The 22,872-nt window shown below is 47.1% G+C and carries 18 protein-coding genes, 1 tRNA gene and 1 pseudogene; 7 read left to right on the forward strand and 13 right to left on the reverse strand.

Going from position 1 to position 22,872, the window contains the following annotated elements:
• Nucleotides 1-18 precede the first annotated feature (18 nt).
• Both HZB61_00295 and HZB61_00300 read left to right on the forward strand, forming a co-directional pair.
• A complete protein-coding gene (locus HZB61_00295) occupies nucleotides 19-1,176 on the forward strand; it encodes a hypothetical protein (protein MBI5055043.1) in 1,158 nt (385 codons plus the stop codon).
• Between the two features lie 84 nt (nucleotides 1,177-1,260).
• Nucleotides 1,261-1,794: a nitroreductase family protein gene (locus HZB61_00300; GenBank protein ID MBI5055044.1), complete on the forward strand. Its 534-nt coding sequence runs from the start codon at nucleotides 1,261-1,263 to the stop codon at nucleotides 1,792-1,794.
• A gap of 9 nt (nucleotides 1,795-1,803) precedes the next feature.
• On the opposite strand, the gene HZB61_00305 is transcribed toward HZB61_00300, so the two are convergent.
• Together HZB61_00305 and HZB61_00310 are read right to left on the reverse strand one after the other, a co-directional pair.
• Complete coding sequence (locus tag HZB61_00305; protein ID MBI5055045.1) at nucleotides 1,804-3,771, reverse strand: cobalamin B12-binding domain-containing protein; 1,968 nt, start codon at nucleotides 3,769-3,771, stop codon at nucleotides 1,804-1,806.
• Between the two features lie 298 nt (nucleotides 3,772-4,069).
• Nucleotides 4,070-4,933, reverse strand: coding sequence for an OmpA family protein (locus HZB61_00310; GenBank protein MBI5055046.1), 864 nt, complete (start codon nucleotides 4,931-4,933; stop codon nucleotides 4,070-4,072).
• A 513-nt stretch (nucleotides 4,934-5,446) separates the two neighbouring features.
• Between HZB61_00310 and HZB61_00315 the strand changes: the two genes are divergently transcribed.
• Nucleotides 5,447-5,614, forward strand: a complete 168-nt coding sequence (locus tag HZB61_00315; protein ID MBI5055047.1) for a hypothetical protein — start codon at nucleotides 5,447-5,449, stop codon at nucleotides 5,612-5,614.
• Here the strand turns inward: HZB61_00315 and HZB61_00320 are convergent.
• From HZB61_00320 to radA, 4 genes and pseudogenes are all read right to left on the reverse strand, one after another.
• Nucleotides 5,608-6,081 carry a TerB family tellurite resistance protein gene (locus HZB61_00320; protein ID MBI5055048.1) on the reverse strand — a complete coding sequence of 158 codons (474 nt, stop codon included), beginning with the start codon at nucleotides 6,079-6,081 and terminating at the stop codon, nucleotides 5,608-5,610. The genes HZB61_00315 and HZB61_00320 overlap by 7 nt on opposite strands.
• Nucleotides 6,082-6,224: 143 nt before the next feature.
• Nucleotides 6,225-7,448 (reverse strand): annotated as a pseudogene (locus HZB61_00325) (DNA helicase UvrD).
• A gap of 149 nt (nucleotides 7,449-7,597) precedes the next feature.
• The gene (locus tag HZB61_00330) at nucleotides 7,598-8,344 is read right to left on the reverse strand and encodes a hypothetical protein (protein ID MBI5055049.1); all 747 of its coding nucleotides are present in this window, start codon (nucleotides 8,342-8,344) and stop codon (nucleotides 7,598-7,600) included.
• Nucleotides 8,325-9,665, reverse strand: a complete 1,341-nt coding sequence (radA, locus tag HZB61_00335) for a DNA repair protein RadA (protein ID MBI5055050.1) — start codon at nucleotides 9,663-9,665, stop codon at nucleotides 8,325-8,327. Before radA ends, HZB61_00330 begins: the two co-directional genes overlap by 20 nt.
• A gap of 223 nt (nucleotides 9,666-9,888) precedes the next feature.
• Between radA and HZB61_00340 the strand changes: the two genes are divergently transcribed.
• Nucleotides 9,889-9,965 (forward strand) — tRNA-Met (locus tag HZB61_00340).
• A gap of 13 nt (nucleotides 9,966-9,978) precedes the next feature.
• Here the strand turns inward: HZB61_00340 and HZB61_00345 are convergent.
• Nucleotides 9,979-10,317, reverse strand: a complete 339-nt coding sequence (locus HZB61_00345) for a tetratricopeptide repeat protein (protein ID MBI5055051.1) — start codon at nucleotides 10,315-10,317, stop codon at nucleotides 9,979-9,981.
• 111 nt (nucleotides 10,318-10,428) lie between these two features.
• Here HZB61_00345 and HZB61_00350 point away from each other — a divergent pair, with 111 nt between their 5' ends.
• The 3 genes from HZB61_00350 to HZB61_00360 all read left to right on the forward strand — a co-directional run bounded on the left by HZB61_00350 (nucleotide 10,429) and on the right by HZB61_00360 (nucleotide 14,126).
• Nucleotides 10,429-10,842 (forward strand): hypothetical protein, encoded by a 414-nt coding sequence (locus HZB61_00350; protein ID MBI5055052.1) that lies wholly within the window; start codon nucleotides 10,429-10,431, stop codon nucleotides 10,840-10,842.
• Between the two features lie 131 nt (nucleotides 10,843-10,973).
• A complete protein-coding gene (locus tag HZB61_00355; GenBank protein ID MBI5055053.1) occupies nucleotides 10,974-13,031 on the forward strand; it encodes a HEAT repeat domain-containing protein in 2,058 nt (685 codons plus the stop codon).
• A gap of 3 nt (nucleotides 13,032-13,034) precedes the next feature.
• Nucleotides 13,035-14,126 (forward strand): HD domain-containing protein, encoded by a 1,092-nt coding sequence (locus HZB61_00360; GenBank protein ID MBI5055054.1) that lies wholly within the window; start codon nucleotides 13,035-13,037, stop codon nucleotides 14,124-14,126.
• Nucleotides 14,127-14,250: 124 nt separating this feature from the next.
• On the opposite strand, the gene HZB61_00365 is transcribed toward HZB61_00360, so the two are convergent.
• The 6 genes from HZB61_00365 to HZB61_00390 all read right to left on the reverse strand — a co-directional run bounded on the left by HZB61_00365 (nucleotide 14,251) and on the right by HZB61_00390 (nucleotide 22,543).
• Nucleotides 14,251-15,357: a DUF362 domain-containing protein gene (locus HZB61_00365; protein MBI5055055.1), complete on the reverse strand. Its 1,107-nt coding sequence runs from the start codon at nucleotides 15,355-15,357 to the stop codon at nucleotides 14,251-14,253.
• 15 nt (nucleotides 15,358-15,372) lie between these two features.
• Nucleotides 15,373-15,762, reverse strand: a complete 390-nt coding sequence (locus HZB61_00370; GenBank protein ID MBI5055056.1) for a pyridoxamine 5'-phosphate oxidase family protein — start codon at nucleotides 15,760-15,762, stop codon at nucleotides 15,373-15,375.
• 375 nt (nucleotides 15,763-16,137) lie between these two features.
• Nucleotides 16,138-17,445 carry a (Fe-S)-binding protein gene (locus HZB61_00375; GenBank protein MBI5055057.1) on the reverse strand — a complete coding sequence of 436 codons (1,308 nt, stop codon included), beginning with the start codon at nucleotides 17,443-17,445 and terminating at the stop codon, nucleotides 16,138-16,140.
• Nucleotides 17,446-17,628: 183 nt separating this feature from the next.
• Nucleotides 17,629-18,315: a hypothetical protein gene (locus HZB61_00380; GenBank protein MBI5055058.1), complete on the reverse strand. Its 687-nt coding sequence runs from the start codon at nucleotides 18,313-18,315 to the stop codon at nucleotides 17,629-17,631.
• Nucleotides 18,316-18,409: 94 nt separating this feature from the next.
• Nucleotides 18,410-18,943: a macro domain-containing protein gene (locus HZB61_00385; protein ID MBI5055059.1), complete on the reverse strand. Its 534-nt coding sequence runs from the start codon at nucleotides 18,941-18,943 to the stop codon at nucleotides 18,410-18,412.
• 528 nt (nucleotides 18,944-19,471) lie between these two features.
• Nucleotides 19,472-22,543, reverse strand: coding sequence for a transglycosylase domain-containing protein (locus tag HZB61_00390; GenBank protein ID MBI5055060.1), 3,072 nt, complete (start codon nucleotides 22,541-22,543; stop codon nucleotides 19,472-19,474).
• Nucleotides 22,544-22,872: the final 329 nt, after the last annotated feature.

Raw genomic sequence — 22,872 nt, forward strand, 5'->3', positions numbered from 1 at the left:
GATGAGTAACAAGGACGCATGACAGTAGCAGGAAGAAAATTTTCACTCGTTACCCGTTTTATGCGGTATCATATTGTTATGGAAACCCTCTCCATAAAAAAAGGCAGGATAATCATCTACAGGCTCTTTGACGTTGCCTCGGAGATCAACCTTTCACTGGTTGAATCACAGACAAGGGAAGGGGCCAGGAGGCTTCGTCTTTCAAAATACCCATCAACAAAGGCGATCGAGTTTGCCAATCCGCCAGTGTCTGTTGAGCTTCCGGGATTTGTTAAACAACTCTTTGGACGGGATACAAAGGTTAACGTAATCGCAAGGGCCTACGACTTCGGCGTCATCTCTATCGCATTCGATATATCGATCCCGCGGGACACCGCATTTATCGAACTCGAGACAGTTACAAAGTCCCTCGACACCGATGAGTCCATTGATAAGAAGGCGATGGAATACATTGTTCATCTTATCGGCACGCTCGGAGACGCGGTCATCAGTTCCGGTATCAAAGAAGAATTTATGGAAGACTATATGATCTTCTTTATTGAAGAGCTTTCTGAATCAGCGGAGGCTTCAGATTTTTTAAAACGGTATGACCCCTCGCGCCTTCTGCTCTATGAAACACAGGAACTAAGCAGGCACACGCGGGCTGAAACCCTGAAACACCGTTTCAGTTATTATCCCAATGACCTGGTCATCGTTCATCTCGATAACGCCTTTGTTATTGAACCCTCAGGCAGCTCCGACATCCTCGATATCCTTGAATTCGCCAACGCACAGATGCTTGAGCTGAGATACTATAACCACGTCCTTGACAACGAACTTTCGCGGATATACAGCGAGCTTCCCAAAGGCAAGAGGATGCCGCTATTTAAACTGCGGGTCTATGAAAGATTTGTAAGGAATATCGCCGAGACCGTCACCGATTTTACCGAGGTCACTGAAAAAGTGGACAACGCGCTGAAGGTCACGGAGGACGTATATTACGCTAAGATCTACAGGACAGCGATGGTGCTTTTCAGGAGCAGGGAATGGGAGGACAGCATCAAGGAAAAACTCCAGGTCGTGACGAATACCTACAAAATGCTTTATGACGAGATTTCAACCCGCAGGGGGCACTTGCTTGAGATTGGGATCATTGTCCTCATTATTATAGAGATAGTTCTGCTTCTGGTTATTTAGGTTAAATCCTTTCAGTATGCGCTCCCGCGCTTATGCTGTATAATGTTAATTAAAATTATAACTAAAGACACAAAGGAGTTTTATATGAACAGGGATTTCTTAAATGTGATCTACACCCGCAAGAGCGTACGCAAATTCACAGGCGAAAAAGTAAAGAAGGAAGACCTCGACGCAATCCTCAGGGCCGGAATGTCCGCGCCCTCGGCAGTGAATGTTCAGCCATGGGCGTTTGTCGTAGTAACAGACAGGAACATCCTTGATGAACTCTGCGAGTCGCTTCCGTACACAAAGATGCTCGATAAGGCTGGGGCCGCTGTCATCGTCTGCGGCGTCCCTGACAAGGACGACACATACGCGAAACACTACTGGGTGATGGATTGTTCGCTGGCATCCGGCAACATCCTTCTTGCAGCGCACGCGCTGGGCTACGGCGCGGTATGGACGGCAGCGTATGTGGACAAAGAAAGGGTCAAATCCGTAAGGAGGATCTTGTCCATTCCGGAAAACATAATCCCGTTGAATGTCATACCGATAGGCGTACCTGCAGACAGGGACGCGAAACCAGTGGACAAATTCAGGCGGGAGAACATTCACTGGGAGAAGTGGCAGAGAAGCTGAAAGCTGACCTCAGCTTGCTGCCGGACATTCTATAAAAGATATGTTTTTAAAGTTGGCTTTCAACCCCGCTATAAACTCATCTTTGCCTTCCATCTTTTCCGAGTAATACAACTTTATCTTTGAGTGGAAGTCTCTCAGTTTTTTCATAAGCTTATGAAGGCTGTCACCTTCAATGGATATCATTTTTGTTATATCGATGCCGAGCTCCTTATTTTCGGTCTTCAGGTAATTCGACATCCTCCTGTACAGCTTTTTACAGTTAATGTCATCCATTTTTCCCCGGAGCTCAAGACACATATGCCCGGCGCTCAGGTTTCTTTTCAGCTTCAGCTCCAGATAGTTAAAAGACATATCAGGAAGGCTGCGGCCCTTCAGCGGAGGGGCCAGGAACTGCAGGAGAGGTTTGCGGAATGAAGTCACGTACGTCGAGGGCTGCCGCACATCGCCGATGAATTTCAATTTAAGATATTCCTTAAATGCAAAGCCCTGTCCCAGTTTTGTCAGCGCGATCTGGGCCGCGGTTTTGTTCCCGAACATCCTTCTGTATTTCTGTTCAATGTCCATCGCAAGTATTTTTGTGTTTTGATTGGGCAGATACGGTCTCATAATGTCGATCGCGGAATAAAAATTCCTGCAATCCTGTTTCAGTTTTTCGTTTCTTTTCTTTTTCCACGGGTCCTGATATTTCAAAGTATATTCGTAACCGGTAATGTACGTGTCGCACATCCGCATTATCGAAGGCCCAAGCTCATGGAAATCTCTCTGAAAGGCCTCTTTGAGAATATGCTGAGACTCTCTTCGTGTAAACTCCGGATGGTCAAACCAGATGCGGTGCTGCCCGTGCCATTCTTCATAGGGCATGTCGGTGCGGAGCTTCCCTTTTTCTTTGTACTCCTTATATAACGCTGTCTGGGGGAGAGGCCCTAACTGCATGAACTGGGCAAAGTCGGGACGGAGCGCCTTCATATATTCGACCTCTTTCCAGATATTTTCTTTTGTATGATGTTCCTGAAACAAAATGCTGGAAGCCAGGACCGAGACGCCGTGGTTTCTCAGATCACTGAACAGCTTCGGCATATCTATCCCCTGGTTCTTCTGGTAATTTTCAAGATACGATTCGACCCCGAGCCACAGGAAACCCACGCCGAGCTCAAAGACATTTTCAATGCCGAAATCCATTATCGTCTCCGCGGATGAAAAGATACCGAAGTAATATTGTTTGTCATGCTTCTTCATCAGATCAAGAAGCTCCATCGCGCGTTTTTTGTTCTTGAGAAAATTTTCATCCATGACAAAGAAGTCATTGCATCCGAACTTCTTCTCCATTCTCAGACAAATATCAAACAGCTCTTTGCCCGTCTGATAGAATGGAATATGCTCGAACTTGAAGTTATGTGTTGTACAGCAGAAACGGCAGCGGTTGGGACACCCTACCCCGGATAAAAGAATGCCGGACTTGCCTAAAAGCGGTATCCCCATGAACCGTTTGTTCTCAGCGGAAGGTATCAATGGGTGTTTTATGGGGGCGTCAACCTTCTCGTTGAATAACTTTCTTAACCACCTGACCCCTTCACCACGGGCGACATAATCGCAGTCGATCATTTTTTCTATGTCAGGGATCTGAGTGCCGTGCCCGCCGAGGATGATTTTTGTCTTCGGGCTGTGTTTTCTTATGAGCTCAGCCATCTTTTTGGCTTTAAGAAAGTTCGGGGTTATAAAGGATATCCCGACATAATCGTATCCCTTTTTAATTTCCTTGATAAAACGGTCCATCGTGGGAAAATCCAGGACAACGGCAGGGTACTCAATATTTTCAGCCATGAGGTACAGGCCGAAGCTCCTGTGGTTGTAACGAAGAGAAAAGATCCCCTGTTCCCTCGTTATCTGATTGTGATACAACTCCATGATGTTTTCTTTGCGTCCGAATTCATCGTCTACACCGTACGGCTTAAAGACCGACGTTAATAAAAGTTTCATTTCATTTCTCCTTTGCTATTGGCAGCATTGGAGAATAGTACGTGCAGATATTCGACCGGACTTAGTTGCAAAGCATTGCACTGCGGGCAAACCTTGTGGGGATGGATGCGGACAGTCTCATTAAAAATAAATACATTTTCTCTTAACTACCTTGTTCCTAACGTTATCACAATAAGACAGACCGGGTCAAGGTAGCAACGATGAGCTTCAGCAGTTCCCCTCTATCAAGAGGGGTCAGGGGTGTGTCCTCATCTTTTGTACTTTTGCTCTTCTGCTCTATGGCGCTACTGCTCTGTGGTCACTTCGGCGTCTCTTTGTCGAGCGGGATGAGGACGATCTCTATCCTCCGGTTCTTTGACTTTCCCTCGTCGGTCTCATTGGACTCGACCGGCCTGTATTCTGAATAGCCCGCCGCATTGAGAAAGGCCGGACTGACGCCTTTGTCCTGCAGGTATCTGGCCACGGTGGTGGCGCGGGTGGTTGAGAGCTCCCAGTTGGTCGGGAATTTCTCGGCAAGCACCGAGCCGATCGGCACGTTGTCAGTATGGCCCTCTATCCTTATCTGCTTGTCCGTGATGCCCTTTAGGATCTCAGCCACCCTGTCGAGTACCTTTTTCCCGTTTGTCTTTATATCAGCCTTGCCCGAATCAAACAGTATCTTTTCGACCATGGTAAGTGTAAGTTTGTCCTTGAGCTGCTTGACTGCGATCTCGCCCTTTTTTATCTCGTCAGTAAGCTCGGACACGACATTGTCATAAGAATGCTTCTGCTCCTCGATGACGCGGTCTCTTTCTTTAATGGCGTCCATTTTTTCCTGTGTGAGTCCGGCAATGATACGGTCTTTCTCTTTAATGGCCATCAGTTTTTCCTGGGAAATTTGCGCAACGGACTTGTTTATGTCCTTATTCGCCGCCGATAACAACTCGTTGTTCCGCATGAGATCTTCTTTCTCTGCCCCGAGTTTTGCCACATCGGCCTCAAGCGCCTCACGGGCCGCTTGTTCTTTGCTGAGCTTGTCCCCGGTCTCTTGCAGCCTATTGGCAAGCTTTGCATTTTCAGCGTTAAGGTTATTAATGTCATTGACACGCTCATCATATTTTTTCGTCGTTACACAACCGGTTGCAAGGGCAAGGCCTACAATTGCCAGCAAAACGATCTTCATAAATTTCATAGCTGTCTCCTAATGACGGGGTTTGGGGTTAAATAATTTTTCGTGAATATGGCAAATTCTATCATGAAATTTGAATGTCCGCAATACAAAGATGAGCTTTGTCAATTAAGAATTAAAAGTGCACACTTTTGAGCAGATTTAAAATTTAAAAGAGTACACCCCTATGAGTTGTAATCTAAAACTTAAAAACGGGAGGCTTTAGATTATGGCTCAAGCATCACCTCTGGGCTCCGGCTGCAAAAGGAAAATGGTATCTCATTACCTCAATAGATGACTTTAGCCGCTATATTCTTTATGCTGTCCTTCTTAGAAGAGAAACTGCTTTTAGCCCTACAGACAGTGATTATGCGGTATGGATGCCCTTACAAGTACTACGTTGACTGTCATTCCATTTCCGATTTGTCAGAGGCCGTGATTCTCTGTGGCTTAAACACCATAAACTCACTGATGAATCCACGCCTCAATGGAAACAGGTCTTGTTAGACTGCAACGTGAAAGTTACTTATGCCCTGTCTCCTCAAGCCAAGGGCAAGGTTGAACGACCTTACGGCTGGCTTCAGGATCGGCTCATTAGAACATGCATCATGGAAAATGTCACTGATATCAAACATGCTCAGAAAATTCTCAATCAGGAGCTCCATCGATATAATTGCCGCCAGGTTCATTCAATAACTCAGGAAGAGCAGTCTCTTGCGCACCTTGAGTTTGGCCTGGATGAAATCCTTATGGTCTACGTGGAGAAGGCCGGCGATTTTGCGCACCATATGCTCTTCGTGTTTGTCCACGGCGGCGTCGGAAAATGCAACTTCCCAAAGGTGCTCAACAATTGTGACCCTCTGCTCATAGGCCAGCTTCTCATTGATGAGGGACGTAAAATCAAAATACCCTGTGGCCCTGCGGATCTCATCCTCCGCGAATTTTATCATCGCGCTAATTTCTTCCTTGGAAAGATTGAACTTCGATTGCATGATTTTTGTTATTGCCTTCCGTTCGTCTTCCTTGATCTCTGAATCTGAGCGCATCATCTCGATAAGTAAAGCGGCGGTTGCAATCTGAAGGGAATGTTCAGACACCCTGTCCGGGTTTTCAGCAGAGGATGTTATGTATTTTTTGAAAAACTGCGTGACAGTGCGTACCATGCTTGTTAGAGTACTGATTACTTTCCGGTCTTGTCAACCTTTCAAAACAACCCTATCTGTTTATCTTTCTTAAGCTTTTTTGTATCAGGGACAACCTTTTCACCACTGGATTTCCCTGAGATCTTTTTCCTCTCAACTGTCTCGAAGATTTTCACCTTCCCGTACTCGCCGTCATAGCCGGGCGCGATGTGGACATTGCCTTTGCGCACACGTGAGATCGCCTCACGCAAAAGCGGTGAGCCTGCCTTTTCAATATCACCAAGAGGTACATCCATGAGGATTTTGAATTCATTGCCGAGGGACTGAAGCAGCTTCTGATATTCCTTATCAACTGCCTTGCTGTTGGCTCCAACTTTTAAAGTCTCCGCAATGATCTCGGGAAGCGGAATTATTGAATGAAAGGTCGGCGCGCCCTTTGGCTTAAATCCTTCTTCACGGTCCGCGAGTTTTTCAACGCGGTGTACGACACCGACAGTCACTTTCTTGCCGCAGACCGGGCAGAGATAGTTATGCTTCACGGTTTCTTTTGGTGAAAGGCTCACCTCACACTGCCTGTGTCCGTCATGGTGGTATTTCCCTTCTTCAGGGAAAAATTCTATTGTGCCAAGAAAGCCCTTTCTTGTTTTCAGCGCGGCCATCATCTTCTTGTATGAGATCTCCGTATCAAAGATATTTGCCTCACGCCCGATCTTTGCAGGTGAATGGGCATCGGAGTTGGAGATAAGCGTCAGTCTGTCAAGGGCGGAAAGCCTCCAGTTCATGGCCGGGTCTGATGAAAGCCCTGTCTCAATGGCATAAATATGGGGCGTCAGTTCCCCAAAGCATTCCTCCATTGAATCAAAACCCGATACTGCGCCGAAGACCGAGAAGTGCGGCGTCCACGCGTGCGCCGGAACAAACATCGCTTCAGGCGCGTTATCAATTACTATCTTTAAAAGCTCCTTTGCATCAAGTCCGAGTATCGGCCTTCCGTCTGAGTTGATGTTGCCGATCTTTGAAAGCGCCAGACTTATCTTTGCTGCATCAGCGAAATCAGGGACAAAGATTAATGAATGTACCTTTCTCGTCTTTCCGTTCTTGCTGTAGATACAGCTTATCTCCGAGGAGAGAAGAAAAAATACCTCCGCCCTGCAGGAACCGTAGATGTCATCGGACTGAAATTTCTTTTTCAGCATGAACAGGCCGTTGCCGGCAGGTTCGAGTTTCTCGTTCAGTTCCATGGACCATTTCGGATGCGTGAAATCGCCGGTGCCGATCACCGTGATCCCCTTTAGCTGCGCCCATCTCCAGATGCTCTCAGGAGACATATCTTTGCTGGTCGCTCGTGAGTATTTTGAGTGAATGTGCAGGTCGGCAATAAATCGCATAGTATTTTTATCCCTTTAATTTAAATTTAACCACAGAAGGCACACAGAAAATAAGAAGTGAAGTTGAGAAGCTGAGAAATTAAGAAGTTAAGCTTTCCCATTTTCTTATCTTCTCAAACTCTCTCTCCGTGCCTCCGTGTTCTCTGTGGTTATTTATCTCCTAACGGTGTCCTGAAATCATTTTCCCCGAGCGGCGGGTTTTTGATTAGCTTTACAAGCTTCACGTCAAATCTGAAATTGCCCATGAAGATTTCCAGTTGTGACGGATACCAGAAGCCTTCGTTATTTACAGGCCCGCTGTATTTAATGTGAATGGACTTGTCCGGCAGCATGATGTCCTGTGTTAAAGGCAGGAGCGTTGCGCTGTCAAGATGGATCTCTTTGTTTTCCGCCCTTATGATATATTCCCCTCCCTCTCTGTGCATGGAACCGTTATTTAAATCTTCCCACCAGAAGATCGAGCGGAGAAATTCATTTGCGACATTACGGAGTTTGCTGTCGGTGTTCCCTACAAGGGAATACAGCTCCCCGTCTTTGATCATGAAATCTCTGACGAGCATCCCGAATTTATATATCCTCATGTGTACCCAGTCGGGTTTTTTGACAAGCACTGAGGCGTTGATGAAATCGTACAGCTCATTATTTTTCTCGATCCTGATGTCGGCGATCGCCTTGAGGACCTCAATGTCACCGCCGGCTTTTTTAATGACTTCATCGAGGGACAGTTCTTCTTTGATGTATTGCGGCGGCGGGGCAACTTTGGGGGCGCAGCCAACGGAAAAGTAAGAAATAAGAAGTAAGAAGTAAGAAGTAAAGAGCAACTTGCGGAGAAGCGATACTTTTTTAACTTCCCACTTCCCACATCCCACTTCCCACTTAATAGAACAGTATTTCAATTGCTTCCTCAACATTCTTTACCCCGATGATCTCAACATCATGTCCGTCCAATTTTTGCGCGTTGCTTGCAGGCACGATGCCTTTTTTAAAACCAAGTTTCGCGGCCTCTTTTATCCTCGTCTCAGCCTGGCCGATGGCCCTGACCTCGCCCGACAACCCGATCTCCCCGAACGTAAATGTCCCGTGCGCTATGACGGTATTTTTAAAAGATGAGGCTATTGCCGCGATGATCCCCAGGTCAATGGCAGGCTCGTCAATCTTCAGCCCGCCCACAACATTTACAAATATATCCATTCCGCCAAGCTGCATCCCGATACGCTTATCGAGAACCGCGATGAGGAGATTGATCCTGTTGTAGTCAACGCCGAGCGCCGTCCTCCTTGGGACTCCGAAGTTCGACGCGGTGACGAGCGCCTGAATCTCTACAAGCAAAGGCCGCGTGCCCTCCATGCTGACGGTAACCACAGAGCCTGAGACATCCAGCGGCCTCTCAGAGAGAAAAAGTTGTGAAGGATTGTCGACTTCTTTCAGTCCTGATTCCTGCATTTCGAATACACCTATCTCATTGGCAGGGCCGAACCTGTTTTTCACGGCCCTGATTATTCTGAACGGGCTTCCCCTGTCGCCCTCAAAATAAAGTACAGTGTCCACAATATGCTCCAGCACCTTCGGTCCCGCTATCGCGCCTTCCTTTGTGACATGCCCGATTATGAAGAGCGGCATAGCGTGTTTCTTTGCAAGGAACATCAGCTTTGTCGCGCATTCCCTTATCTGGCTGACCGAGCCCGGCGCGGAGGTAAGCTCAAGGGAAAAGATCGTCTGGATCGAATCAATCACGATCACCTGCGGATAAATATCCTGAGCAACGGAGATTATGCCTTCAAGGGATGTTTCGGGAAGGAGGATGATCTTATCGGATGCGATCTGTAATCTCTCAGCCCTTAGCTTTACCTGCTCCGGCGATTCCTCGCCTGAGACGTAGAGCACCTTGCCGAGTTTTGTGAGCCCGTTGAGCGCCTGAAGGATGAGCGTGGATTTCCCGATCCCCGGGTCTCCGCCTACAAGGACAACCGAACCGAGCACCACCCCGCCGCCAAGGGTCCTGTCCAATTCTTTTATCCCGGTGGAGAACCTGCTGTCAGAGGAAGGCGCAATTTCCGAGAGGACAACCGGCTGGGCCGTCTTCTGGCCTTTGATCTTTGCGACACGCGCCTCCTCAACAAAACTGTTCCACTCCCCGCAGTCAGGGCACTTCCCCAGCCATTTGGGAGTCGCATACCCGCAGCTCTGGCATTGATAGAGTATTCTGGTTTTGGACATGCGCTATTTTACCAAACTTTAAAATTTAAAATATCGTCCTGAAACTCTTCACTAATAACTCATAACTCTTTTCGTGCTGTTGACTTTGAAAGCGGAATTCTGTTAATTTTGAAACTCTATAATTAACTGCAATTGTTCGCGGGTAAACGCAGAAACTGATTGGTCAGTAAATTAACTTTTATAACAGATCATGTAAATCCTGCAAATCTGCATCCTGTTCTTCGGCGGTGTAGCTCAGTCGGTTAGAGCATACGGCTCATATCCGTAGTGTCGCTGGTTCGAGTCCAGCCACCGCCACCAATTACCCTTCCTGTTACTTGCCTATCAGCTTAAATATCTTCGTAGCTTCCTGCGGCGCAAGCGTTTTTAATATCTTATAGTGTTCCCTTGCGGAGTCCCTGTCGTTTAATTCCAGATAGACGAGGGCGAGGTTGTAATGGGCGTCTTTATAATTCGGCTCTATCTTTACAGCTGCCCTGATATAATCTCTTGCCTGCTTAAGCATTCCCAATTTGTAATAAGCATTGCCGAGATTACAGTATGCGCCCGCGTCATCAGGCCTCATGGTGATAGCGACCTTGTAAGCTTTTATCGCTTCCTTGAACATTCCAAACGTGCTGTACATCGTCCCTTGATCATGAAAATCATTCATACCGTTCATGCCTCCTTTAAATTTCAGGATGAATTATTTATCGGCTGTTTAGTCCTTATTTACAGTGATTCGGATTACAGGGGCTTAAGCTGTTGTCAAGGCGGGGGATTTATGCTAATAGAACAATATATGTTTATATCTTATCAGCCCCGCATTTTCATAATATTCACTTTTTTAATTTGTATATCTCTTTATATTGGAGGATGCACTGCAGCTCCGGGAAAAAGCGACGCCGATAGAGTAATAACAAAACATTTTGAAGCAAAAGGATACAGGGTAGTCGAGCTTAACACCGGTAATATCAATGCCGTACCGATGGGCGAAAAACAATACATGGGCACGCCCGGATATTATGTTGATGTGACATCTATGACTTTGGAAGTTTCCGTGAACATGAGGGAGAAGCCGAATTTCAAGCCCGGGCAAAAAATAACTTTTAAGAACGCCCGTGTTCTGGTCCGCCAACACACCGGACCGGACAAAGAATGGGTCATCGCAAATATCATAGGGATATCCCTGCCATAAGCTTTAGCATCAAACTCAAGAAATCCTTGATTTATTTCGAAAAGATTATTGTTATTTGCTATAAGGTCTTAACTGACATGAAGGGCTGTTAGCTGTTAACCGATTTTTGGTTATCAAAGGGGAAATGGACAGTGTTTGACTTAAAAGAAAATGTGCCGCTTGACACCAGGTTGCTCAGTGAAGCAATTATTGAATTAAACATCTCCCGCCACAACGTATCCATTTATCCCCGTAACCACCCCATAGTAGATACATCACTCAACAAGGCATTTGACCATTTACAGCAGCTTTTTGAATTGAGACAGGAAATCACGCTTGCAATAGCAAAAGACACCCTGATTATTGATATGCAGCACCTTGACAGGCAAAATCCGGTCTACAAGGATTTTGCCGCCTGCCTCAGCGGGATGAACATCGCTTCTGTGACATTTGTTCAGGGCTTGACAAAAGAAGAACTTTACTCATTTCACAGTTTCCTGCTGAAAAATATTCCTGACGAATTTGCGGGAGACATGCAGGAGTTTCTGGCAGAATATAACCTGGTCAATATCAAAATCGGGTTTATAGATTATTCTGCGTTCATTATGACGGGATTGGAATCCGGGCAGACTGACACAGGGGAATCGCTTCTGGAAAAATATGTATACGGTCTTCTTGAGGGAAGTTTAGACACGGAAGACGCATATGACGTTCTGTTTAATATGCCTCCCGGACAATTCGCTGAACTGATAAACAATGCGGCCCCGGATAAAATCCGGGAAGACAGCTATGACAGGATAATCACTTCTTACATCAGGAGGTCCTCGGAAAGGGCGTTTTCCGGGAAAAAACTTGCGAAATTTCTCGGCTTTATTAATGACCTCAATCCCGGATTAAAGCAGCAGTTCCTGTCTTCTACGGCCAATGCCATGTCGCGTGATTTGACCTCTATTGAGAAATCTCTCAGGGACATGTCGGCAGACGATTTCATAGAGCTGTTCAGCATAATTAATGAGTATTCGGGGAGTATCCCGGAGGCGCTTAAAAATCTGCTCGACAAGTTCTCGGCATATCAGCAAAAACCTTCTTATGGCGGCGGGCTTGTTGAGGATGACATCTTTATATCTCCAGAAGTTGCCGCACTCTTTGAGAAAGCCAAATTCAGCGAATTTGTAACGGATTCATATCAGGCTGAAATTCAGCGTATTTTAAAAGCCGATACTCAGAAAGCCAGCGCCGAGCTGACAATAGCGTTCGCAAAGGAATGGAGCGATGAGCATATCGAAAAAGATTTTAACCGGATAATACTGGAGCTGCTTTCATCCGCCATACCGGACATTATTGACCGGGAAGATTACGGCTTGTTTGCCGGTATTCTGCAAGAGCAGATGGTACAATTCATAAACACCGGCCAGTACGGACAGGTGTTGAAGACAATCAGGACATTGGGGTCAAACGCCGATAACAGGCTGTCCTCTGTTGCGGTCCAATACTATAATTCTCCGCAGTTTATCTCCTCGCTGGTTGATTCGTTAAGGGTCATGGGCAGGCAGATGAGGGATGACGCCATGCTGCTTTGCGATTATTACGATGAAAAGGTCCTTCCCCCTTTGATGGATGCGCTTTTTGTTGAAGAGTCTCCGGCAACGAGGAAATTTATTCTAAGCGCAATAACGCATTTTGGTTATAAAGCTGCTGATGAAGCCGTAAAACGTCTTGGCGACAAAAGGTGGTTCGTAACGAGGAACCTGCTCTTTATTTTGCTTGAATGCGGCAATGAAGAGGCGCTTAAACTGGCAAAGCCATTCTGCAATCATGAGAATCCCAAGGTAAGTTTCGAGGCGATAAAATGCCTGCTGAAGGCAAAGGATGAGTATGGCATTACATCGCTCAGAAACTGTCTCAACCCGGAATCCGAAGAGCTCATTAAGAAAGCCCTTGACCTTGCAGGGGCCTTCAAAGTAAAAGAAGTTGTTACTGACCTGATCAAAATGCTGGAAAAAAGAGCAATGTTTGGGGCTGACTTTGAAAAAAAAATCCCTTTTGTGAGGGCGCTCGGACAGATAGGAGATCCGGCCGCACTGGATACACTCAGAAACATTCTTAACGAGAAGTCTCTTTTTTTCAAAAACGCTCTCGACAGATTGAAAGAAGAAATAAAAAGGACCCTTAAGCATTATCCGGAGGAATCGGTTAAGGATATAAAGTAAGACATGACAACGTTAAAAAATTTCATCACGACATTTATGGTCGCCGTATCAAACTGCGCGCTTTATACAAAAGACCATGAGGCCTTTGACGAGCTGGCGAAGAATGCCTTTTCAGCTCTTAATGGACTGCTTGATGAAAGTTTTGAAATAATGATAATCGAAAACAACCTGATAATAAACAAGACGCCGGTCCGGGACGCCGGAATACATAATAGTAATCTTGTAAAGCGTCTCAGGAGAAAAGGCATCACACGTATCGATTTTTTTAAGGGGGTGACCCTTTCAGAGGTCAAACAGATTATCATCGATTTTTCAACGCCCGGCAAAGGATTAACATCCTGCCCCCATATAAAGACAGGTATTGTTGACGTTAACGTGAGCGCTCCGTGGCTGGATGCCGGCAGCATCCCCTTTTCCCCTTCGGACAATGTCGAAAAAGTGCAGAAGGTCTTTCATTCAATATCGCCTTTCAGGCAGCTTCCGGTAACAGAGCTTGAAGAAGTTGTGTTCCACTTTATCGCAACTTTCAAAAGAGAAGCGAACATCCTGAAAGTCCTGAGCCCGGTAAAGGCTTTTAGCGAATATACTTACACACACGCAACCAACGTCTCTGTACTTTCGATATTTCAGGCGGAATCCCTTGGCATAAAAGACGAACTCTTGCGTGATATCGGCATCTCGGCTTTACTGCATGATACCGGCAAGATGTTTGTTCCAAAGGAAATCCTCGAAAAAGCGGGCGCTCTCGATGACAGGGAATTTGCCGAGATGAAGAAGCATCCGCTTTACGGCGCGAGATACCTCGCAAAGATGAATGATGTCCCCAGGCTTGCCCCTGTTATTGCATTTGAGCATCATTTGAAATACGACGGCTCCGGATATCCCGGACTTTCCATGGAGGGAAAAAGACAGCACATCGGCAGTCAGATTGTCGCCATCTCCGATTTCTTTGACGCCCTCCGCACTCACAGGCCCTACAGGAAAAGCGTCGACGCAAAGACTATTTTAGTAATGATGGAAAAAAGCGCGGGCAGGGATTTCAACCCGTTCCTGGTCGATAATTTCATAAGAATACTTCAGCCGGTAATTAATTAGTCCATTCATACATCACTCTGTCTGTCATTCCGGCAGTCCTTAAGCCGGAATCCGGTCTTTTTTAATTCCTTGTGAATCGACCAAGTCAGGAATTAAGGAAAAGGCGCATTCATCAACAGGCTTATTAGATCTTCAACAATCTCCTCGCTATCTTGCCGGTTGCCGTCTCATACGCGCTCAGTGCGCCGTGGGGGCATACCTCGATGCAGCAGTAGCACCTTATGCATTTATCATAATCGAAGTGGACCTTTCTCTTGTCATGCGTTATCGCTTTCGCGGGGCAGTATTTCCAGCATTCGCCGCAGAGTTTGCAGAGGGAGTCGTTACATACAGGCCTCTGGACAAGATGCCTGCGCATGAAACCGTGAAACTTTCTGGGCCCAAAGACAAGTGTGACTATCTCCGGGAATTTGAAGTCATTTATATCAGGAAGGTCGCCATCAATTTCAATTATTTCAGTTGTCAGTCCTTGCTCCATTGCGAATCTGTTGGTCAGTAATTCATCAGGTGCAATACCAAACATCTTACATACCGCAAAATCAACTGCCGCAGTATCACTGCTTCCTAAAACCACTCCAATATTTCTCGGCTCGCCGCCCTTGCCAGGACCCTGTCCCTGCATCGCGAGAATTCCGTCCATTATCGTGACAGACGGCTTTACCGCCTGATATATCTTCACAAGAAGTTTCGCGAACATCTCCCTGTCAACTCCGGTCCTGAAATGCCACTCGGGTTTTTTCATGCCGACAATGCAGCCGAACAGATTTTTTATGCCGAGCGTCAGGAGCATCTGCGCGTGGGTCTTCAGTTTCGGCAGGTTGATGAGAAAGTCGGCGTTCACCGCGTCCCCTGCGATCTCGATCTCGTTAAAAGGTTTCCCGACGTCAACGGCCGTGGATATTTTAAATTCCCTGAACTCGACATCCAGCCCTTCAAGCGCGCTTCTGACTCCGCTTTCTTTCAGGATCTTTTCGAACGATGCCGCGGCAGAGCTGTCAGAGATAACCGGGCTGGCTCCTTTATCAATAACATACTCAGCAGCCGCCTTTATTATCATGGGATGAGTGACAACCGCCTTTTCAGGCGGGGCAGGCGCGAGAAGGTTGGGTTTGATAACAACCCTCATGTTTTTCCGGATCATGTTTCCTGCCGTGGCATCCATGATCTCAAAAAACACCGGCTTCAGCTTTTTGTAATCATACTCCGCTTTCCTGACGAACACCTTTGACATATCGGATATGGTACCCTAATTGACCTCTCCGCTTCCAACAAGCGGCAGTATCTTCTCAACATTGAAATGCACAAGATACTTGGGTCCCTTTGCCCTGTCCTCCTCAGGTGTGAGGTTCCCCATGGTCATCTTCGCTATAAGCGGAGAATCAGTCTCTTCCTTTATCTTTTTCAAATGAAGTCTAAGGCCGCTGTACCCAGGCGCGCTTTCGTGGAAGAGAAATGCCGCGTAAGAGTTGGATTGAAGATTGTGATGAGTCAATTTTTGTCTCATTAAAAATGCGACAGTGCCGTCATCAAAAACATGCGGACGGGAATAAATAGCGGCATTCACCTTCCCCTCCGAATCAGAGGTAGCGAGCACCCCTGTACCCTTTGCGCTCTCAAAATATTTTTTCAGGTCCATTGTCATCTCCTTTGTTTGATCGTCCCTGTCAGTCTTAACGATTTCCTCTTTCAGCTAATTAGAGTCTGTCCATAAACTCGAACATCGGACCGTCATTCCCGTGCCTAAAGCACCTACTGTTGGCAGTCTGTTTAGCGGGAATCCAGTCTTTTAAATAAGTTCTGGATGCCCGATTAAAGACTTCGGGCATGACAAAAATAAAAAATAGCAATTTATGGACAGACTCTAATTAGATTATATCGTACACCTTCATAAGGCAATACATTGAATGATAATCAGCGGACCGATAGTTATCAACGCTTCTCTTGAACAAAAAAAGGAGAAACAGGATTACTCCTGTTTCTCCCCGGTATTCCCGACCTGTAAAACGCCCGATTATAAAACCAGCGCGTTTGATACAAGGTTAACAAGCTGTGTGACCTTCATATCAAGGTTGTAATGCTTGATAACATCGTTAAGCCCGTCAACGCAGTTGTGGCATGAGGTGACAACGTATTTTGCCCCTGTCGCCTCAAGCTGTTTGGCCTTCACTATCGCAGACTGCAATCTCCTCGGCCTGTACTCCGACATCGACATGGCGCCGCCGCCGCCCGTACAGCAGTAATTCTCAGCGCGGTTGGGGTACATCTCCCTGAAATCGCCGACAACGTAATTTAGAAGTTCGCGCGGCTCTTCAGTCAGTCCGCAGCTTCTTGCGTTGTTGCAGGAATCATGGAATGTGTAGGAGCTGTTATTTTTTGATTTATCGACGTGGATCTTGCCTTCCTTGATGTATCTCAGCATTGTGATTACGGAACTCTCCGCTTCAAACTTGATGTCTTTCTTGGCCCAGTTGGGTCCTTCACAGCGCGTAGACCTGTAGCCGTGGCCGCATTCGGACATGACGAGTTTTTTGCCTTTCAGCTCTTCAACTTTTTCATAGACACGGCCTGCCACTGCGCCTCCCAGATCATCATCGCCTGAGAAGAGTCCGAAGTTGGTCATGTCCCAGCCCTCGCTCGGCATGGTCCAGTTTTCCTTTGCCGCATAAAATATTTTAGCGGCATCGAGGATCGATCTCGGGTCATGCTTTATTTCACGGGGATTGATCGTGTAGACGATGTTTGCGTTCATCTTGTCTATCGGGATCTTTGCCTTCGGGTTATTCACCTCGCCCTGGAGCTCCTCTTCCTGCCATTCGAGAGTTTCAAGATACTGCTCCTTGAGAACGCCCATCTGGTTGCCGATCTCCCATTGCTCCTTGCTGACATACTCAACGCCTTCAGGCATTATGCCGACATGCACAAGCAGCCCTCTCATCATACGGTTGAATGTGGCGAAGTCAACTCCCATCGGGCAGTTGATAGTGCATCTCCTGCAGTTCGTGCATTTGCCGAACGCGGTGTCCTTCAGCTCTTCAAGCTCCTCATCAGTAAAAACGCTCTTCGCTCCGACCCATGATGGGAACACCTTCCCTGTCCAGTCATAGTGTTTCTTGAAGATCTTTCTTATCCTGTCGGCCTTGTATGCCGGGGCGTATGTGGGGTCGCCCGGGTTCGCAAGGACATAGTGGCATGAATCAGTGCACATGCCGCAGTGTACACACGCTGCCAGGGAGCCGACTATCTGGCGGTTGAGTTTCTTGCCCATCCTGTCGATTACCTTTTGGGCCTTGAAAGACCTCTTTTTGTTTTCATCATTCATTAGAAACATAGTGTATCTCCTTTTCTATTTATTGTTTGTTTAACCACAGAGGTAGAGAATAAAATTAATCCGCAGATGTCGCAGATTGCACAGATTGGAAATACTCTTTTGTAAAAAATCTGCGAAAATCTGTGTAATCTGTGGACCATTTTTTCTAACTCCATATTCTGGGGTTTCATTTTTTTAATTACTTCCCAATGCAGGTTTACGCCTTAACGGGAACACGCCCCTGCGTCCGAGGGTCTTGCCGAGATAATGCCTTGTCATCGGGTAATAGAGATAGTGTGAAATTTTGCTGAACGGGACATACATCAGGAAAAAGGCGGTGACAAAGAAGTATGTCAATAGAATGCCTTCTCCCTGTGATGCGTCATTCGGCACCGAGTAGAATGCAAAGCCGAACCACGCCGTCAGGAGTATAAGTGAAAAATAATCATCAGGCGAGCTGATAGCGCGGACGTAAACGTTCGACACCCTGCGGATGATGCGCATTATTCCTACGACAAAGGCCGCTCCTATGCAGAATTGGAGAATGCTTTGCACTGTTGTGGATTTCAGCAGGCCCGGCGCGTACGGGATTATAAATGACAGGCCGATAGACGCGACAACCCCGAGGTGAAAAAGGACGAACTGGAGGTACATCAGCGGTTTGGTGCGCGTGCTCTCCATTACCCACGGCATAAGGACATTTGCAAGTGAATACCTGCTGCCCTTCTTCGGGTTTGTGTCACCCATGCCTGTTGCGGGCTGCCGCTCTTTACCCGCGGTCCATTTTAATAACCAGCGTACTCTCAGGAAATAAATTGTCGCCATAAAGACCAGCGCGATCTCCTGAAGTGTGTGTTCTGAAAAATGTAACAAGTTGCTCATGATAGTCTCCTTTCAACGTCACCCTGGACTTGTTTCAGGGTCTATATTGTTATCTTCAGATGCTGAAACAAGTTCAGCATGACAAACACGATAATCAATTGCTCAGTTTTTTAAGTTGTTCCTTCAGCGGTGTGTATTCCCTGTTGTCATTTGCGCATATGACGACTTCCTTGATCTCCGATCCGTTCTTTAAATATTCGGCGATGGTTTCGGTCGTGATCTTTGCGCTCTCATCCAGAGGCACTCCGTAGAAGCCGGAACCCATCGGCGGGAACGCGATCCTCTCAACGCCGTTTGATTCAGCGACCTTCAAGGCGTTGAGGATGGTGAGCTTCAACTTCTTCACTGTGTCCTGCTCCTGAAATTTAGGGCCTACCGCGTGAATGATCTTCTTCGCCTTCATTCCGCCGGCGGTTGTGATCACCGCGTCAGTGACATTTACCGGGCCGAGATTTTCGAGCTCCTTCCTTACTGTCGGGCCTCCCCTCAGGGCGATTGCATTTCCGAAACCCGAGCCGAGTTTCAGGTCATTGCGCGCGTAAAACACGAATGCGTCAATCTCCGTGTCGGTGATGTCGCACTGCTTCACGCTAAGCGTTTTGTTTTTGATCTGGACTTTGTCAGACATGATGCCTTCCTCCTTTTTATGGGTGAATATTTAATAGTGATGAATTAATAATTAAGGAACTATTGTTCACCCTTAATTGCTAATTCCTGATTGTTAATTCTCAATTCCTAATTTTCTTCGTATCCCTGAAATTTCCTTTGCCAAAAGAAACTGTCATTAGAGAAAGCAAAAGAAATGCCAGGCAGTGCAGCTTGGGTCTTATGTTGGAAAATCAGTGAGATAGAATAAGATTTAACTTTTTGCAGAGGTGTCAGGAAAGCAATAAATCTTTATCAGGATTTTAAGGGCAACAACTAACAGCGCATAATAAATAGTTTTTTTTGAAGCAATGATTATTGCAATGTGCAAGAAAACTTGCAGGAAGCCGTTTTAAAGCAGTGCAAGAGAGCAGAATAAATAATATATAATAAACACGGAGGCACTGAGAATAAATAGAAGATAAGAAGTTGTGATGCTTAGAAGTTAAGATAATTTTCTTGACTTCATGTCTTTTCTCCGTGCCTCCGTGTCTCTGTGGTTTTAATATATTTAACTCCCATGCTGAGAGGCGTCCTCATCAACTCTTTCAATCAGCGGTACGATCTTCGGGGCAAGAGCATTCATTACCTGCACGGGAAGTAAGCTCGTAAACTTGTAATCATCGGCCTCAGCTCCAGCCACGTACGCGGTTATCGTGCCGAAGAAGCGGTCGCCTAAAAAGAAAACAAAAACTGCTGTCCGGTTTATTGCCTGCGACTGTATGAGCCTGCCTCCCGGCCCGTAGATATCGCGCCGGTTATCACCAGTGCCTGTTTTCCCTCCAACCACTACCGGGGTCCCGTCTGAAAGAAGGAATGCTTTCTTCAGACGCTGGGCTGTTCCCTTTTGCACTACACCGGTGAGCGCATCCTTGACCACTGAAGCTACATCGGGAAGCATCATCTTCTCACCGGCTGTTACGTCAGGTTTTAAGATGGTCTCATAGGGAGTGTCCTTGGCAAAATGTAATTCCTGAATACGGATGGAGGGATACCATTCTCCGTTGTTGAGGACGATTCCTGTTAACTCCGCCAATGCGGAAGGACGGTCTGCCGAACTGCCGATGGCTGTAGCGTAGGAAGGCACAAGGGAGTCAAACGGGTATTTGAGGCGTTTCCATTCCTTGTGTATCTCAGAAAATGCCTCGACCTCAAGGAGTGTGCGTATCCTGATGTCCTGTTTGTTTTTGCTGTGCGTATTGAACAGCCAGTTGTAAACTTCCTGCCGTTCGTTTTCGCTGGCCTTTACTATTTCAGAAATGCCTGCCTCAGGATGATCGCGCAGGTATGCGACAGTCCAGAGTTCCAGCGGATGGACATGGGCGATGTAGCCCCTGTCAACAAGGGGGAAAGCCTCCTGTGAATACCCCTCGTAAAATTTCCTGAGCGAGCTGTCCGAAAGCGTTGAATTCGGGAGGCGCGAGTGTATGAAAGAAGAAAATTCTTCAAAGCCTGCCTCCGGTTTTACAGAGCGGAAAATTGTCGCGAGGCGCACAGGCGTGGGCCTTATGTTTTGAAGGAGTATCTCAAGCGCATCATCAAAACTCTTCCCGTGGTATTTGCGGTAAAAACCATAGAGGAACGTCCTGCCCTCTTTGTCCGCGAAACGCGACAGGTATTCCTGTCTCCTCGGGTCTTTCATGTCCGCCATAAGTTCCGTAATCCCGTGGCGCTGAAAAGTATAGTAGCGGACGATGTCGCGCATCATTCGTATGAATACAAGATTAACAGAGTTGTGAAAGGCCTCACGCACGGATATGACCCGGTGATCAAATTTATTGTCGTAATTGGCAAAAGTGTGCACGCCTCCACCGGTGAAGAAACGCTCAGCCGGGCTTGCCGAATAATTCCTTTCCATGGCGGCCTCAAGCATGGCGGGTAAATTTTTATCCGTAGAATTTAAAAGATACCCGACCGCCCACCTGCTCAACTGATCTGTCCCTTCAACAGGGACTGCCCTTAATTGTTCACTTGAAAAGCCTGCGTAGTGGCCGTGAAGCTCCGCAATGATATTAAGATAGGAAACAAGGGTGCGCAGTTTGGCTGAAGAGCCCAATTCGAGTTTGACTCCCTCGTTGATATTTAGAGGCTGGTCGAAGTTGTCCGCCTGTATACGCAGCAGATTGGCTCCGGGCGCGCGTTCGTAGAGAGTAAAACTATATATGACATTAGGCGAGCTTCCATCTTTCAGAAGGTGAGAGCCGTACAGGCCCGCAGACCTGGCGAAGTCAGGTTCGCCAAGTTGTTGCAGGACCCCGGTCACATCCTCCTGAACGTCATGGTCGAGAGTGCTCTTTACAGTGAGGTCGAGGAGATCGAGGTCGTAGAGCTGCGGAACCGCAAGAAGAGAGAGAAGGCGCGGACGTATGGCATTGGCGGCCTTGCGCTCCACGTAGGGCGCTTTCCTCTTCACCGGCATATGCTTCTGCACGTTCAACTTCGCCTGAAGCGCTGCGTCGCGCTCTTCCGGCGAGATGATCCCGTTTTCTGCTAATACACGCAGGTAACCGTCGGTCTTTGATTCAAGCGCTTCCTGATTTTCAAGCAGATAAAAAGAAGGCCTGCGCTGGGCGAGAAAAAGGCTGACCGCCTGCTTGTAGGCTGAGGCCCACTCAGTAATTTCAGGTCCGGTGTTTTTGTTTTTCCCGCCGGTGAGACAGCGGTTGGCATTATCGAAATCCGCGCCGTACCACGCGTATAAACCATCGCCGAGGCCGTTGACCTGGCCATATCCGGGAGCTGCCCCAAGCGGGATGGAATTAATATAGTCCAGGACGATCTGGTTCCGGCTGTCAAGGGTCTTTTCCCCGTTAAGATAAGCCCGAAGCGCGGCTGATTTCATCTGCCTGTACTTCTCATGGATCGAAGATGTCATTCCCTCCGCGGAGTGGCGGTATTTCTCCATCTGGGTAGCAAGGGTGCTCCCTCCGGGCGACCTCTCGTCCCTGTCAACCAGATGCCGTCCTTTAAGGATAACGGCTTTGGCAAGACGGTCCCACTCCACAGCAGGGTTAAGGTACGGGAGACGTTCATTAAGCAATTCCTTGTTTTCAATAAAGAGCAGGGTCCTGGTAATTACTTCAGGTACTGCGTTGAAATCACTGTACACCCTTTCAGGATAAGAAGCGGAAAAGAGAGGCTTGTCGTCCCGGCCCAAAATCAGGAGCCCTGCCTGGGTCTTTTCATGGTATGCGGTAAAATAGCCTTTGTCTGTAAATTCGCGAAGCCGCGGTGAAATCCGCGCCTGTGCATCGACTGAAAATCCTTTGGCGGTCAGCCTGTCAACAAAAGCGGGAAGATGCGTATACCCCAATCTTTCATCGTAAGGCCCCGTCTTTGGAAAGCGGATGGAGGAACTTGGGCCGGGCTCCACCCAGAACTTCATGTCTTTCGCTACCCTGCTCAGGAAGTAAGCCTCAAACCTGGAGGTCCTCAATTCGTAGGCGATAAAAATAACGGACAGCACCAGTATTATCAGCACCCAGCCTGAGAAGAGCCATTTGTCCCGGCTGCGATGCTTTGCCCGGTTATTAGAATGAAAAAGCAACTTGATCTTTTCTACGGGAACCAATAGTCTTTCCATATACTGCCGGCGCCTTCTTCTGTCCGGCATATTCATTATAAAATAACTCTGCAATAAAAAGGCCCCTTCCTTTCAACACTCCAAAAAGAAGGAACCCCATAATTAAAACTACACAATAACCTGCGCTGAGTCAAGCGGGAGATTTTGCATTCGCGCCGCGGGTCTATAAAACATGTATATAAAATATGTGTTAGCTAAAGTTCAAAAGTGCACACTTTAAGAATTAAAAGTGCACACCTTCAAGGTCCTTGTTTTTGACGTTCTGAACGTCGAGCAAATTTCCGTTGCACCAGAATCTGACCTCAGACAATGTATTATTCAGTGGATAA

It is taken from the genome of Nitrospirota bacterium (assembly GCA_016214845.1).
Classification (GTDB): domain Bacteria; phylum Nitrospirota; class Thermodesulfovibrionia; order UBA6902; family UBA6902; genus SURF-23.

Coding starts and splice junctions, on each gene's coding strand:
- HZB61_00300 (MBI5055044.1), top strand. CDS start 1,261: ATGAACAGGGATTTCTTAAATGTGATCTACACCCGCAAGAGCGTACGC.
- HZB61_00305 (MBI5055045.1), bottom strand. CDS start 3,771: ATGAAACTTTTATTAACGTCGGTCTTTAAGCCGTACGGTGTAGACGAT.
- HZB61_00350 (MBI5055052.1), top strand. CDS start 10,429: ATGCTAATAGAACAATATATGTTTATATCTTATCAGCCCCGCATTTTC.
- HZB61_00360 (MBI5055054.1), top strand. CDS start 13,035: ATGACAACGTTAAAAAATTTCATCACGACATTTATGGTCGCCGTATCA.
- HZB61_00310 (MBI5055046.1), bottom strand. CDS start 4,933: ATGAAGATCGTTTTGCTGGCAATTGTAGGCCTTGCCCTTGCAACCGGT.
- HZB61_00380 (MBI5055058.1), bottom strand. CDS start 18,315: ATGAGCAACTTGTTACATTTTTCAGAACACACACTTCAGGAGATCGCG.
- HZB61_00295 (MBI5055043.1), top strand. CDS start 19: ATGACAGTAGCAGGAAGAAAATTTTCACTCGTTACCCGTTTTATGCGG.
- HZB61_00375 (MBI5055057.1), bottom strand. CDS start 17,445: ATGAATGATGAAAACAAAAAGAGGTCTTTCAAGGCCCAAAAGGTAATC.
- HZB61_00385 (MBI5055059.1), bottom strand. CDS start 18,943: ATGTCTGACAAAGTCCAGATCAAAAACAAAACGCTTAGCGTGAAGCAG.
- HZB61_00365 (MBI5055055.1), bottom strand. CDS start 15,357: ATGTCAAAGGTGTTCGTCAGGAAAGCGGAGTATGATTACAAAAAGCTG.
- radA (MBI5055050.1), bottom strand. CDS start 9,665: ATGTCCAAAACCAGAATACTCTATCAATGCCAGAGCTGCGGGTATGCG.
- HZB61_00370 (MBI5055056.1), bottom strand. CDS start 15,762: ATGGACCTGAAAAAATATTTTGAGAGCGCAAAGGGTACAGGGGTGCTC.
- HZB61_00320 (MBI5055048.1), bottom strand. CDS start 6,081: ATGGTACGCACTGTCACGCAGTTTTTCAAAAAATACATAACATCCTCT.
- HZB61_00345 (MBI5055051.1), bottom strand. CDS start 10,317: ATGAATGATTTTCATGATCAAGGGACGATGTACAGCACGTTTGGAATG.
- HZB61_00390 (MBI5055060.1), bottom strand. CDS start 22,543: ATGGAAAGACTATTGGTTCCCGTAGAAAAGATCAAGTTGCTTTTTCAT.
- HZB61_00315 (MBI5055047.1), top strand. CDS start 5,447: ATGCCCTGTCTCCTCAAGCCAAGGGCAAGGTTGAACGACCTTACGGCT.